The sequence below is a fragment of the Gorillibacterium massiliense genome (assembly GCF_000455485.1).
Taxonomy (GTDB): Bacteria; Bacillota; Bacilli; order Paenibacillales; family NBRC-103111; genus Gorillibacterium; species Gorillibacterium massiliense.
In genome coordinates, this window is sequence record NZ_CBQR020000132.1 from 1 (window position 1) to 11,737 (window position 11,737).

An 11,737-nucleotide genomic window follows, 5' to 3' on the forward strand; every position below is an offset into this window, starting at 1 on the left:
AAGTCCATGGCGAAACGGTTTATACGGCAGCCGAGGGCAACGGGCCCGTCAACGCCCTAGACAACGCTTTGCGGCAAGCTCTGATGAAGTATTACCCGGAAATCCGCGACATGCATCTTTCCGATTACAAAGTGCGGGTCATGAACGAGAAGGATGCCACCGCCGCCAAAGTCCGGGTGCTTATCGAGACCAGCGACTTCAACAGCTCCTGGAGCACCGTGGGCGTATCGGAAAACGTCATCGAGGCCAGCTGGCAGGCGGTTGTGGACAGCATTCGCTACGCGCTTATCGGCAAAACGAAAGCCGCGGTCGAACCGGAACTATGGGAACGCCACGGGATTGTCAATCTGTAAAGAGCTGCATAAACGGAACGAAAAAGACCTCCTGGTTCACCTAATGGCGAACCGGGAGGTCTTGTCATTTTCTAACTCCTCTTCTCTTCTTGTTCCTTAAGGAACGACTGCAGCTTTTTATCCAAATCGCCTGAATCCAGTACGTTAAAAACGGCCGTGATGGTCCCGTCAACGCCGATTAAATAGCTGGTGGGAATGCCGATGATTTTATAGAGGCCGCCAGCCTCCCCTTTTTTATCCAACAGGACAGGAAAACGGAATCCATATTGCTTCACAAAAGCTTTGACATTCTGTTCTTCATCCGTTGCAGTCATATTAACGGCGTACATATCGAGTCTTTCTTTGTACTTGTCATACACTGCCGCCAATTCAGGCGCTTCTTCCTCGCAAGGGCCGCACCAGGATGCCCAAAAATTGAGCATCAGCGGTTTACTCCGTTTGCCGCCCACCTCATATACCTTGCCATCAAGAGCCGTCAGGGCGAAGGCTGGCGCGGATTTCCCGATCTTTGGCGCCAAAGATGAAATCGTCTCCTGATCGTCTCCTACAGTCTCTACCTGCGCTTCGGCAGCCGACTTGACTTTCTTATGTTGGAATTGGTAAATCGTGACGGTGACAAGAACAAGCACCACGATCGCAATCACTATGTTCTTTTTCATCAAGTGGACCTCCCTCACGCTTTCCTCCCTATATTATCCTCTGATCCAGGAAAAATCCAGCAGGGCAGACGGTGGGATGGGTTCCGCCATCAAAGGGAATAGTATCGAAGATGCAATATTGGTCAGGAGGGATCGCTTTGGAAAAAACAAAATCCCGCAAGCTTCCCGTCAGCTTCGAAAGCTCCATAAGTCTCGAACGTACGACAAAAGTCGCTAAATCCAAAGACCAATCCGGCGGGAAAGGGCAGGTATGGGAATTTATCGCCATCGCCACCGTCCCCCTCGTTCTCGTGCTGGGCAATTCCTTGCTCGTCCCGATCCTTCCATTAATGATGGATAAGTTAGGGATATCAAAAGGGCAGAGTTCTCTTGTCATTACGCTCTTTTCGGTTGCGGCGGCGATATTCATACCGGTATCCGGGTATTTGTCAGACCGCTTTACCCGCAAAACCGTCCTCGTTCCCTCGCTTATTCTGTTCGGGTTGGCTGGCATACTGGCCGGATTCGGCGCCATCTGGAAATCCTACACCATCATTATCATTGCCCGGGCCATCCAAGGAATCGGCGCAGCCGGCACCTCTTCCATCGCAATGGCTTTAGTCGGCGATATGTATAAAGGAGCAACGGAAAGCCGGGCATTAGGCTTAACCGAAGCGGCCAACGGAACGGGAAAAGTCGTCAGCCCCATTCTCGGCTCCCTGCTTGCTATATGGAGTTGGTATGCGCCTTTTTTTGCTTTCCCTATCTTTTGCCTCCTGTCGCTTCTGGCCATTCTGTTTCTGATCAAGGAACCGAAGCGCAACCAGAAACCGCCCAGCCTGAAATCTTACCTAAACGATATCAAATCCAACCTGAAGGAAAAAGGACGCTGGCTTATCACCGCTTTTTTCGCAGGATCACTCAGCTTATTCGTGCTGTTCGGCGTTTTGTTCTACTTGTCCAACATTCTGGAAAAACCGCCTTATTCCATCATAGGTGTGTTAAAAGGAGCCATTCTCGCCATCCCCCTTTTGGGCATGGTCGTAACTTCCTATATAACCGGCAGCCGGATTAAAAAAAACGGCAAGTTGATGCGTCTATTGATGAACATCGGCCTGGCCCTGATGACCGTCTCCCTGGCCCTTTCCATCTTCTTGTTTCGAAACCTCTATGTATTCATCGGCCTGCTTACCTTAAGCAGCATCGGCACCGGCCTCCTGCTGCCCTGTCTCAATACGATGATTACCGGCTCCGTGGAAAAATCGCAGCGCGGCATGATTACCTCCCTGTACAACAGCCTGCGCTTTCTCGGGGTTGCCGCCGGTCCGCCGCTGTTTAGTTGGATGATGGATCGTTCCAATCCATTAGTGTTCATCACGGTTTCGTCCCTGTCCCTCATCGCTCTGGGGCTCGTCTTCTTCCTTATTAAGCCAGAGGCAGAAGTCGCTTGAACCAATCCTGACGAAGCTTATGCAGGCATTTTGCGGGGACCCGGGAGTCAGGACGAGCTCGCTTACTATAGCGACGTAAGGCTAAGTTATAAAGAAAATCCTGCCCACGGTTGGGCAGGGTTTTCTCTTTTTCAACTGAAAACGCTGAGCTTCGTATAGAGATCCCCCAGCGTTGTGATATCCCCATCCAGCAATTCAACCAGTTGCTTGGACCACACCTCAGCCGTTGCGACGGAGTCATCCAGTGCGTGGTGCCGCTTGTCTATATGAACTCCGTACATATCCAAAAGCACGTCCAGAGAACGATTTTGCCGTTTCGGATATAACAAGCGGTCAACCATCATCGTATCCAGGATGCGATGGTTCAACTGGGTCCGGGACGTTTTCCAAAGTGCTGCCGATAGGAAGTTTTTGTCATGGCCGCTACCATGAACGATCAACACACGGCTGCCGATGAATTCCATGAAGTCATGCAGCACCTTCAATAAATCCGGGGCTGCCGATACCTCTTCATCAGTCAGTCCCGTCAATGCAACTACTTCCTCAGGAATCCTTCGTTTCGGGTTCACCGTGCTGTAATACGTTTCCTGGCGGCCCACTTCCTGCCCCTCAATGGCAACTGCGCCTACGGAAATGATCTCATCTCCATTATAAGGAGAAAATCCGGTGGTCTCCAAATCGAAAACCACAGCTTGCAACGTTTCCAATTGAATTTCAAATAGCGGCCGTTTCCGCTGTTCTTTCATGACAGAACGTATAAAGGCCATTTGCTGGGCGCTGCCCCGGTTAAAGATCGATGCAACGGCCGGAGTAATCCCGCCTGCCTTATAGATGCCCCACATGCCGGGAGGTCGCTCCGGTTTCACATTCCTCCACCTCCACTACTGCTCCTTCTTTCTTCTAAGGTTATATGCGCGAGCTGCGGGTCGCTGATCTCTGCAGCATTCTGGCCACGATCAGCCCTTTTTTCAGTTCTTTCTTGCGATGCAAGTCCAATTCTTTCAGCGTCAACAGGTAGGAAGGATTTTTATGGTCCGTCTCCAGGGATAAAGATGCGGTCATGCGGAAGATCAAGGCAGTGGACAGCGCTTCGATTAAAACCGGCTCCTGAGACGCAGGTAAGATCTTCTTCTCTAGTAATTGATTCAGTCGCCCCTCTGTCGAGGTAATCTTGATCCCGTAACGGATAGACAAAAAGCGAATGGCGTTGACATAGGGGAGATATAAGCCATACTTCACATCGATTTTCCCCGTTGCTTCCCCATACCTTCCGGTAAGAACATTCCCAAACAGCCCTAAAGCCGGCTTACGGTATAACGATTGTTCCAGAATACGGGGCAAAAGATGAGAATGCCCGGCAACAAGTGCATACAGATGATCATGCACTTCTTCAGACAGCCGAGACTCCCCGTGAAGGCAACGGATATCCGCCACAATGAGAAAATATCGCAGGTTTTCCCATGTCGGATCGTCAATCCAGCCGTTCAACATCGCTTTCCATTCGGACACGGATTTTCGCCACATGGGATTGCGCCCCATGACTCCGCCTTCGCAAGGAGGATATCCGGCTTGCTCCAGTTCCTGGACGATTACATTGCCCAACCGCCGGAAGTACCGCTCCGTCCTTTCCCGATCCTGCTCGTGAACATCCGCATAAATCAATCCGTTATCCTGATCGCTCCACAGCGTCATTTCCCGTCTACCGCTGCTTCCCATTACAATAAATGCATAAGGAACGGGAGGAACTCCCATTCCTTCATCGGCCAATTCCTTTTCCGCCAGAACAACAGCCCTGGCAATTACCCGATCGTGCCAAGAATTCACGTTTTCGTTAAAATGCAGCGGAAACGCGGCAGGGGAATGCCCCTGCAGCGCCTCCGCCACGCGGCGGCGGATATTCATCAGTTCATCCGCCCGTTCCGCTTCTTCGATTTGATCTTCCGCTTGAAAATCGAAGCCCGAATTGCCCACAGCCATCCCCCTTGCCTCGTCTAATGATGTCCAGAAAAGCGGCTTAGGCTTGAAGGGTTTTATTGGCCTCAGCAGCGCTCTTCATGTGCTCAGGATAACCGTAATTGCCGTGTTCGCTTAAGTCAAGACCCAATATTTCTTCTTCTTCCGTTACCCGGAGACCGATGACCAGCTTGATGATATAAAGGATGATAAAGCTCAGTACGAGAACGAAGGCAAAGGCTCCGAAGACACCCAACGCTTGAACGCCTAGCTGATGCAATCCGCCGCCGTAAAAGAGTCCGGCTTTACCTACTCCAACCTTTTCGGCAAGCGCGGAAGTAGCGAACAACCCGGTGGAAAGGGTGCCCCAAATCCCTGCGATGCCGTGAACGGAGAAGGCGTAGATGGGATCGTCCAATCCCCACTTTTCAAACCATTGGGAGGTAAAGAAGGTGATGATGCCAGACAAGGCGCCGATAACGATAGCCGCCCATGGTTCTACGAAGGCGCAAGCCGCCGTGATGGCGACAAGGGCTGCCAGCACGCCGTTGAGCATGGCCGGAATGTCGGCTTTGCCGAAATACATCCAGGAAATGAGCAGAGCCGCTACGCCGCCTGCCGCTGCAGCCAGATTCGTGGTCAGAGCCACATAGCCGAAGAAGCCGTCGCCCATGGCCGACAAGGTGCTGCCTGCGTTAAAGCCGAACCAGCAGATCCAAAGAATGATGACGCCGAGAACCGTGAGGGGTTGGCTGTGCCCAGGAATCATGTTGGCTGAACCGTCCTTATTGAACTTGCCGATCCGTGGCTTCAATAGGATGGTAGCAACCAGCGCCGCAGTCGCGCCTTGCAGGTGAACGACGGTGGAACCGGCAAAGTCCTGCATGCCCAGTTTGGATAACCAGCCGCCGCCCCATACCCAGTGGGCTACGATAGGATAGATGACAATGGTGAACAACACGCCAAAGATGAAATACACAGGGAGTTTAGCACGCTCGGCGAAACCACCCCAGGCGATGGCCAGGGATACGCCGGCAAATGCCAGTTGGAACAGGAACTTGATGGAGATCGGAATGTCGGCGGCGGAGAGGGAACTGAAGGCCGCGGCAGCCTGATGTTCCGTACCGTCCAGCAAAAATCCCGTCGTGCCGAAGAATTGGTTGCCGTCACCGAAGGCAAGACCGAAGCCGATCGCCCAAAAGACGATGGCGCAGATGCCGAAGGTGAGAACGGTTTTGCCGGCGACGTGCCCGGCGTTCTTCATTCGGGTGGAACCTGCTTCAAGTAAAGCAAAACCGGCTTGCATGAAGATAACCAAAACCGCCGCCACCATGACCCAAACCGAGTTGATAGCCGCTTGAAGCTGCCCCGCTGTCGCATCTTCCGCAAAGGCCATTCCCGGGAAGAGCAAAAGCATGACAATCGCAGGAAACACAAGCTTTTTCCACATTGCCAACCACTCCCAATGTAAGGTTTTATAACACAAATCTAATTCTGAAGTCATTATATTTCTTTATATGAGAATTTGCAATCAATTTATTTGTAAAATTAGGTAAATAATTGACATGAGTCAGTTATAATAACTTAATTTGTTACATATAACAAAAAAACGGCTGATTAATGAGCATATCATCCATTCATGTCAGGTTTGACGGTTCCGGTTAAAAACATTATGATGGGCTTAAAATAACCCTGAGACCATACAGAATAAGGGGAAGCTACATTAAAGGAGCCTGGAGATACATGGAGCTATACCGGATTGGGGAACTGGCTAAAATGTCGGGGATCAGCCAACGAACAATCGATTATTACACGAATATCGGATTAATCCAGCCCGCCATGAGAACTGAATCGAAATACAGGTATTATGACAATGAAACCTTGGAGCGTTTGCAACGTATAGAAGCTTTGAAGCGGGATAAATACACGCTGGAGGAAATCAGGCAGCGGATGCAGGACTGGGACCGGATGCCTCGGGAAAATCAGATGGCGGGGAAGCTGGCAGAGTTGGAAGCCCATCTGCGCCAAGTGGAGATGGATATTCACGAGCTGGATCCCCTTGTACGCAATCTCAAACCGAAGCAAGCCAGACAGGTCTTCAAATTTCTCAAGCCGCAAACGGCCGCTTGCATTGAAGCGTTACTCCTCCTGATTGGAAACGGCAGCCCGTTCTAATTAATCAGTTCAATATTATGACCGGAGGATGAGAATATGTATTTGGGCAACGACCCCATGTTTCTGCTTATTTTAATTGCCTTTGGCCTATCGATGTGGGCATCTTTCCGCGTTAGAGGCACTTTCAACCGTTATGCGGAAGTTCCCGCCCAATCCGGTATGACCGGTTACGATGCGGCGAGACGGATGCTGGATAATAACGGGCTTTATGATGTTCAAATCGAACCCATTCCCGGAGTGCTCTCCGATCACTACGATCCAACAAAAAAAGTCGTCAGGCTTTCCGAGGCCGTCTATCACGAACGCAGCATTTCCGCCATTTCCGTCGCATGTCATGAAGTCGGACACGCGGTGCAGCATAAAGTTCATTATCCGATGCTGGTTTTGCGCCACCGCATGTTTCCTATCGTCAATTTCGCATCCGGCATCGCACCGTTTCTGCTTATTGTCGGTATCATTTTGTCCTTCTCCAATTTGATCTTGCTCGGCATCATTTTCTTCTCCGCCGCCGTCGCATTCCAACTGGTGACGCTGCCCGTGGAATTCAACGCAACCAACCGGGCGAAGCAGCAGATGGTCACCTACGGCTTCGTATCGCCGCAAGAAAGACAAGGCGTCAACAAAGTGCTGAACGCCGCTGCTCTTACCTATGTAGCTGCCGCGTTGGTTTCTCTGCTGCAATTGTTGCGCTTCGTCGGCATTTTCAATCAACGCAACGACTAATCCGACATCATCCCTTTTCAATTAAAAAAGTCTCGGCTTAAGATAGCGGATTCCGGAGAGGATCCCATCTTAAGACCGAGACTTTTCGCTTTCAATGTCAAGTTTTTACGCTACCGGCAACTCCCGTCTACTCCGCTGCCCCTAGCGTCATTTTTATTCCTTCCAGCAAGTAGCGCCGGAACACCTCCGCCACCGGCGGCAAGGATTCGTCTTTGCGGTGAATCAAGCCGATGGTTCGGGTCACTTTAGGCGAGGACAAGCGCACCTTAACCGGCTGAAGCGGAGAAGTTTCCGTCAATGCCATCGCAGGCAGCAAAGAGACACCCATACCGGCTGCCACCAAACCGCGAATCGTATCCGTTTCTTCCCCTTCAAATCCGATATTCGGCGTAAAACCGGCCTTCTTACAGGCCGCAAGCACGATGGCGCGAAGCGAGTAAGCCTCGCTAAAAACGACAAAAGAGTCGTCCTTCAGCTCTCTCAGCTCAATCTCTTCAAGATGGGCTAATGGATGCTGGGGCGGGAGCACCGCCCAAAGCTCTTCGGTGAGCAATAGATCGCCGCATACAAGATCATGAACTTCTGGAAAGGGGGAAATGAAAGCCAAATCGGTTTCCCGGTTGACGACGTCGCGAATCAGACTGTTGTACGTGCCTTGCCGTAAACGGAACTTCACGCCCGGATGGGTAAGCTTGAAATCTGCGATGACCGTCGGCAGCAGGTTTATGCCCAAACTGTGAGGGAACCCGATGCGAATTTCGCCCAGACTAGGATCGAGATACTCATGAACTTCCCGCACCGCCCGATCCAAATCGCCTAATATGCTTTCCACTCTAGCTTGAAAAAGCTTGCCTGCCGGGGTGAGCATCAGATTCCTGCCCCGCTGCATGAAGAGTGCGAGGCCCAATTCTTTTTCCAACTGATGAATCTGCCGGCTCACAGCCGACTGGGCGACGTGAAGCTCCTCTGCCGCATGGGTCATATGCTGCTTATTCGCTACTTTGATAAAATATTGTAACTGTCGCAGTTCCAAGTTAAAACCTCTTTCCCCCAATTGGACAAGTGCTTTTTAAACATATTATAATAAACAAGCATCCATCTATTAACTCCATTCTTACGACAAATCGCATTTTGCGCAAGCCCTATGGAGGATCCTATACCCTATTGAAGGAGGAAACAGGTTCATGGCTCAAGAAAGAACTGGAGTTGCAACGTTAAAAGACAGTCCTCTCACCCTAATCGGCGAGGAAGTGAAGGTTGGCGATCAAGCACCCGACTTCACCGTAAACAAAAACCTGGTAGAAACAGCTTCCCTGAAGGATTTCGCAGGAAAGATCAAGCTGATCAGCGTCGTTCCTTCTTTGGATACCGGAGTCTGTGACGCGCAAACCCGCCGCTTCAATCAAGAAGCCGCAAGCTTGGGCGAGAATGTCGTCATCTTGACGATCAGCAACGATTTGCCCATGGCTCAAGCCCGCTGGTGCGGCGCTGCAGGCGCGGATAAAGTGGTTACGCTGTCAGACTACAAGGATACTTCCTTTGGGGTCGGCTATGGCGTGCTGATCAAAGAGCTTCGTTTGCTCATGCGTTCCATTTTTGTCCTGGACGAAAACGACAAGGTTACCTACGTGGAATACCTGTCGGAAATGACCGATCATCCGGATTATGAAAAGGCAGTCGCCGCCGTTAAAGCATTAGTCTAAAGACGATTCAGAAACAAAAGCCCCTGAACGCTAGTATCTAGCTCAGGGGCTTTATTTATTGTGAGCGCATTACTTTTTATGAGAAGCGAGCCGCTTGTCCAAATGTCTGTAGATCTCAAGAATGGTTCGATAATTGGAGCCCAGGTCTCCAAGATTCCCCCGGGAAGCCGAATAAATATCCACGGCTGATTCCATTGGCCCTAATGCGAACAGTGTCAGCGTGATGTCTTGTCTGCGGCCGCTCATCGTGCGTTTCTCCACGACGATTTCCCCTACGTTCTTCACTTCATGCAGGACATTGTAACCTTTCAGCTTCTTCAACAAACTGGTGACTTCATCCCACAGTTTGTCTTTAGAGAGCCTATAATGCTTGGTCTTCAACGCAGGATCCTTGGCATTCTCACCGGTTGTGTCAAAACTGCGAAGCACCCCGATTAAAGTTCTCTTCAGCAACGCCTTGCCCCTCCTCAAACTTCCTTACATATGTTTTCTAAAAATAAAGAAAAGGTACGCCTATATCTTTAATCTTAACATTCTTTTGTCGAAAGCGGAAGGGGCTTGATCTACGCTCAAACTCGAGCCACAAGTCGGCTGAAAAAGCGGAAACTGGAGCGGTCTCTTCATGAAAATAGGTCACTCCGGAAGGATCTTTCCGAACTGCGGTTTAGTTTTCTGAGAAACCCACTTGCTGCAAGAACCGTCTGAATGCTTGCTGGCCGGACTCCGTTCTTTTATAAACGCCGGCATCCATCAGGACGCGCATGAACTTCAGACCAATCTCCCGCTTGACGGTTTCCAGGGCAGCTTCTTCCGTCAGCTTGCCGTACTGATTCGCCAGTTGCCCAATCCAGGTAGCGTGGGCATGGAGAGGATGATCGGCTTTCTCTGGAGCTGCCGCAGCAGCCGAATCATTCGAAGCGAGAATAGTAGCAATCTCTTTCATTTCTTGCTGCAAACGTCCCGGCAATACGGCAAGGCCCATGACTTCGATCAGGCCGATGTTTTCTTTCTTGATGTGGTGTAAATCGGCGTGGGGATGAAAGATTCCCAGGGGGTGCTCTTCCGTCGTCCGGTTGTTGCGCAGCACCAAATCGAACTCGTAGTTACCATCTTGATTAATCCGAGCGATCGGAGTAATTGTGTTGTGGGGAACGGATACCCCGTTCACGGAGGAATGCGCCAGAATATCCGCATCCGCATCGGTGTACGCTCTCCATGCCGTCAATATTTCGTCGGCTAACTGGATCAGCTCGTTCCGGTCCTTGCCTGCCAGCCGGATGACCGACATCGGCCATTTGACGATGCCTGCCTGTACGCCGGGATTGGCGGAACGGGTAAACTTGGCTTCCACCGGCGCCTGCTCCATCGGGAAAACATGACGACCTCCCTGGAAATGGTCATGATTCAGGATCGAGCCGCCGACGATGGGCAAGTCCGCATTAGAGCCGATAAAATAGTGCGGGAACTGATCGATGAAGTCAAACAGGCGCACAAAGGTATTGCGGCTGATTTTCATCGGAACGTGCTGGCTGGACAAAATGATGCTGTGCTCATTGTAGTAAACGTAAGGCGAATATTGAAAATACCATTGGGAGTTATCCAATACAAGCGGGATGATCCGGTGATTTTGCCGCGCCGGGTGATTGATGCGTCCAGCATAGCCGACGTTTTCCACGCACAGCAGGCACTTAGGGTAGCTGCTTTGGGGAGCGTTGCGTTCCGCCGCAATCTCCTTCGGATCTTTCTCCGGCTTGGACAAGTTCACCGTGATTTCCAGATCGCCGTATTCCGTTGGCGCAAGCCAGTACAGATTTTTGCGAATCCGATCCATACGGATATAGTTAGCATCGATGGACATCTTGTAAAAAGCGTCCGTCGCCAGCTCCGGTGATTCCGCAGCCAAAGCAGCGAAACGACTGGCCACTTCCGATTGGCGCGGCATCAGAAGCCCCATGATGCGGGCATCCATCAAGTCGCGGTAAGTGGTGGTATTATCGGGCAAAAGGCCTTTCTCAGCCGCATAATCCAAAATACCATCCAAAATCGAATCGGGACCTTCCGGAAGCTCGAAATGAGCCTGCCCAGCATAAGGCTCCTCGACCTGAAGCAGGTCAAGGAGCGCATTGTTGGCAGGGATGCGATCGAGTTCTTCCAGCATTCCGCAGTGTACTGCAAATTCGACTAAACGGGCGATTTCGTAGCGGATATCCTTTGTGTTCGTCGTGCTGCCTTCAGTCATTTTGTTGAATCCACCCTTCGGTTTTACTTTTCGTAGCCGTCGGGATGGCTCTGATGCCATTTCCAGGCGGACTCAATAATCGCTTCCAGGCTGTCCCGTTGCGGCTTCCAGCCCAACTCCCGCTCCGCTTTGGCCGAGGAAGCGACCAGAACGGCCGGATCGCCGGCTCTGCGGGGCTCTACCTTCGCCGGAATCGGATGACCGGTTACACGACGGGCTACATCGATCATCTCTTTAACGGAGTAGCCCTTGCCGCTGCCCAAATTGTAAATGGAACTTTCGCCGCCTTCTCGTAACCGCTTCAAGGCGCGGACGTGGGCGTCGGCAAGATCGGTTACATGCAAGTAGTCGCGGATGCAGGTGCCATCCTCCGTAGGATAATCGTCGCCGTAAATCGAGATATAGTCCCGTTTTCCCAAAGGAACCTGCAAAATGAGCGGGATCAGATGGGTTTCCGGCTGATGGTCTTCACCGATTTGGCCGTTTTCATGAGCACCAGCCG

Annotated in this window: 13 protein-coding genes; 5 read left to right on the forward strand and 8 right to left on the reverse strand. The window is 51.3% G+C overall.

Annotated elements, in window-relative coordinates; genetic code table 11:
* The coding region (locus TJ79_RS17295) for an alpha-isopropylmalate synthase regulatory domain-containing protein (RefSeq protein WP_040951603.1) at nucleotides 1-353 on the forward strand (353 nt) is incomplete at its 5' end.
* A 71-nt stretch (nucleotides 354-424) separates the two neighbouring features.
* On the opposite strand, the gene TJ79_RS17300 is transcribed toward TJ79_RS17295, so the two are convergent.
* Nucleotides 425-1,012 (reverse strand): TlpA family protein disulfide reductase, encoded by a 588-nt coding sequence (locus TJ79_RS17300; RefSeq protein ID WP_040951604.1) that lies wholly within the window; start codon nucleotides 1,010-1,012, stop codon nucleotides 425-427.
* A gap of 137 nt (nucleotides 1,013-1,149) precedes the next feature.
* Here TJ79_RS17300 and TJ79_RS17305 point away from each other — a divergent pair, with 137 nt between their 5' ends.
* Complete coding sequence (locus TJ79_RS17305) at nucleotides 1,150-2,442, forward strand: MFS transporter (RefSeq protein ID WP_040951605.1); 1,293 nt, start codon at nucleotides 1,150-1,152, stop codon at nucleotides 2,440-2,442.
* Between the two features lie 131 nt (nucleotides 2,443-2,573).
* On the opposite strand, the gene TJ79_RS17310 is transcribed toward TJ79_RS17305, so the two are convergent.
* The 3 genes from TJ79_RS17310 to TJ79_RS17320 are packed head-to-tail and all read right to left on the reverse strand — an operon-like array spanning nucleotide 2,574 to nucleotide 5,845.
* The gene (locus tag TJ79_RS17310; protein WP_040951606.1) at nucleotides 2,574-3,308 is read right to left on the reverse strand and encodes an exonuclease domain-containing protein; all 735 of its coding nucleotides are present in this window, start codon (nucleotides 3,306-3,308) and stop codon (nucleotides 2,574-2,576) included.
* A gap of 40 nt (nucleotides 3,309-3,348) precedes the next feature.
* Entirely contained in the window at nucleotides 3,349-4,419 is a 1,071-nt protein-coding gene (locus tag TJ79_RS17315; protein ID WP_081756968.1) for a DUF294 nucleotidyltransferase-like domain-containing protein, read from the reverse strand.
* Between the two features lie 37 nt (nucleotides 4,420-4,456).
* On the reverse strand, nucleotides 4,457-5,845 hold the full coding sequence (locus tag TJ79_RS17320) for an ammonium transporter (protein ID WP_040951607.1): 1,389 nt from the start codon (nucleotides 5,843-5,845) through the stop codon (nucleotides 4,457-4,459).
* A 293-nt stretch (nucleotides 5,846-6,138) separates the two neighbouring features.
* On the opposite strand from TJ79_RS17320, the gene TJ79_RS17325 reads away from it, so the two are divergent.
* Both TJ79_RS17325 and TJ79_RS17330 read left to right on the forward strand, forming a co-directional pair.
* Nucleotides 6,139-6,570, forward strand: coding sequence for a MerR family transcriptional regulator (locus TJ79_RS17325; RefSeq protein WP_040951608.1), 432 nt, complete (start codon nucleotides 6,139-6,141; stop codon nucleotides 6,568-6,570).
* A gap of 36 nt (nucleotides 6,571-6,606) precedes the next feature.
* Nucleotides 6,607-7,293: a zinc metallopeptidase gene (locus TJ79_RS17330; protein WP_040951609.1), complete on the forward strand. Its 687-nt coding sequence runs from the start codon at nucleotides 6,607-6,609 to the stop codon at nucleotides 7,291-7,293.
* Nucleotides 7,294-7,420: 127 nt separating this feature from the next.
* Here the strand turns inward: TJ79_RS17330 and gltC are convergent, their stop codons facing one another.
* Nucleotides 7,421-8,326 carry a glutamate biosynthesis transcriptional regulator GltC gene (gene gltC / locus TJ79_RS17335; protein WP_040951610.1) on the reverse strand — a complete coding sequence of 302 codons (906 nt, stop codon included), beginning with the start codon at nucleotides 8,324-8,326 and terminating at the stop codon, nucleotides 7,421-7,423.
* Between the two features lie 151 nt (nucleotides 8,327-8,477).
* Between gltC and tpx the strand changes: the two genes are divergently transcribed.
* Nucleotides 8,478-8,996 (forward strand): thiol peroxidase, encoded by a 519-nt coding sequence (gene tpx, locus TJ79_RS17340; protein WP_040951611.1) that lies wholly within the window; start codon nucleotides 8,478-8,480, stop codon nucleotides 8,994-8,996.
* Between the two features lie 69 nt (nucleotides 8,997-9,065).
* Here tpx and TJ79_RS17345 read toward each other — a convergent pair whose 3' ends face one another.
* The 3 genes from TJ79_RS17345 to TJ79_RS17355 form a co-directional block, all read right to left on the reverse strand.
* Nucleotides 9,066-9,449: a DUF1499 domain-containing protein gene (locus TJ79_RS17345; protein ID WP_040951612.1), complete on the reverse strand. Its 384-nt coding sequence runs from the start codon at nucleotides 9,447-9,449 to the stop codon at nucleotides 9,066-9,068.
* 211 nt (nucleotides 9,450-9,660) lie between these two features.
* The gene (galT, locus tag TJ79_RS17350; RefSeq protein WP_040951613.1) at nucleotides 9,661-11,235 is read right to left on the reverse strand and encodes a UDP-glucose--hexose-1-phosphate uridylyltransferase; all 1,575 of its coding nucleotides are present in this window, start codon (nucleotides 11,233-11,235) and stop codon (nucleotides 9,661-9,663) included.
* Nucleotides 11,236-11,258: 23 nt separating this feature from the next.
* A partial coding sequence (locus TJ79_RS17355; protein ID WP_040951614.1) for a GDP-mannose 4,6-dehydratase occupies nucleotides 11,259-11,737 on the reverse strand: 479 nt, incomplete at its 5' end.

What these genes read in the sequence shown, in the direction of transcription:
- TJ79_RS17300 (WP_040951604.1), bottom strand. Translation starts at nt 1,012, where the DNA reads ATGAAAAAGAACATAGTGATTGCGATCGTGGTGCTTGTTCTTGTCACC.
- TJ79_RS17315 (WP_081756968.1), bottom strand. Translation starts at nt 4,419, where the DNA reads ATGGCTGTGGGCAATTCGGGCTTCGATTTTCAAGCGGAAGATCAAATC.
- TJ79_RS17320 (WP_040951607.1), bottom strand. Translation starts at nt 5,845, where the DNA reads ATGTGGAAAAAGCTTGTGTTTCCTGCGATTGTCATGCTTTTGCTCTTC.
- TJ79_RS17325 (WP_040951608.1), top strand. Translation starts at nt 6,139, where the DNA reads ATGGAGCTATACCGGATTGGGGAACTGGCTAAAATGTCGGGGATCAGC.
- TJ79_RS17330 (WP_040951609.1), top strand. Translation starts at nt 6,607, where the DNA reads ATGTATTTGGGCAACGACCCCATGTTTCTGCTTATTTTAATTGCCTTT.
- tpx (WP_040951611.1), top strand. Translation starts at nt 8,478, where the DNA reads ATGGCTCAAGAAAGAACTGGAGTTGCAACGTTAAAAGACAGTCCTCTC.
- galT (WP_040951613.1), bottom strand. Translation starts at nt 11,235, where the DNA reads ATGACTGAAGGCAGCACGACGAACACAAAGGATATCCGCTACGAAATC.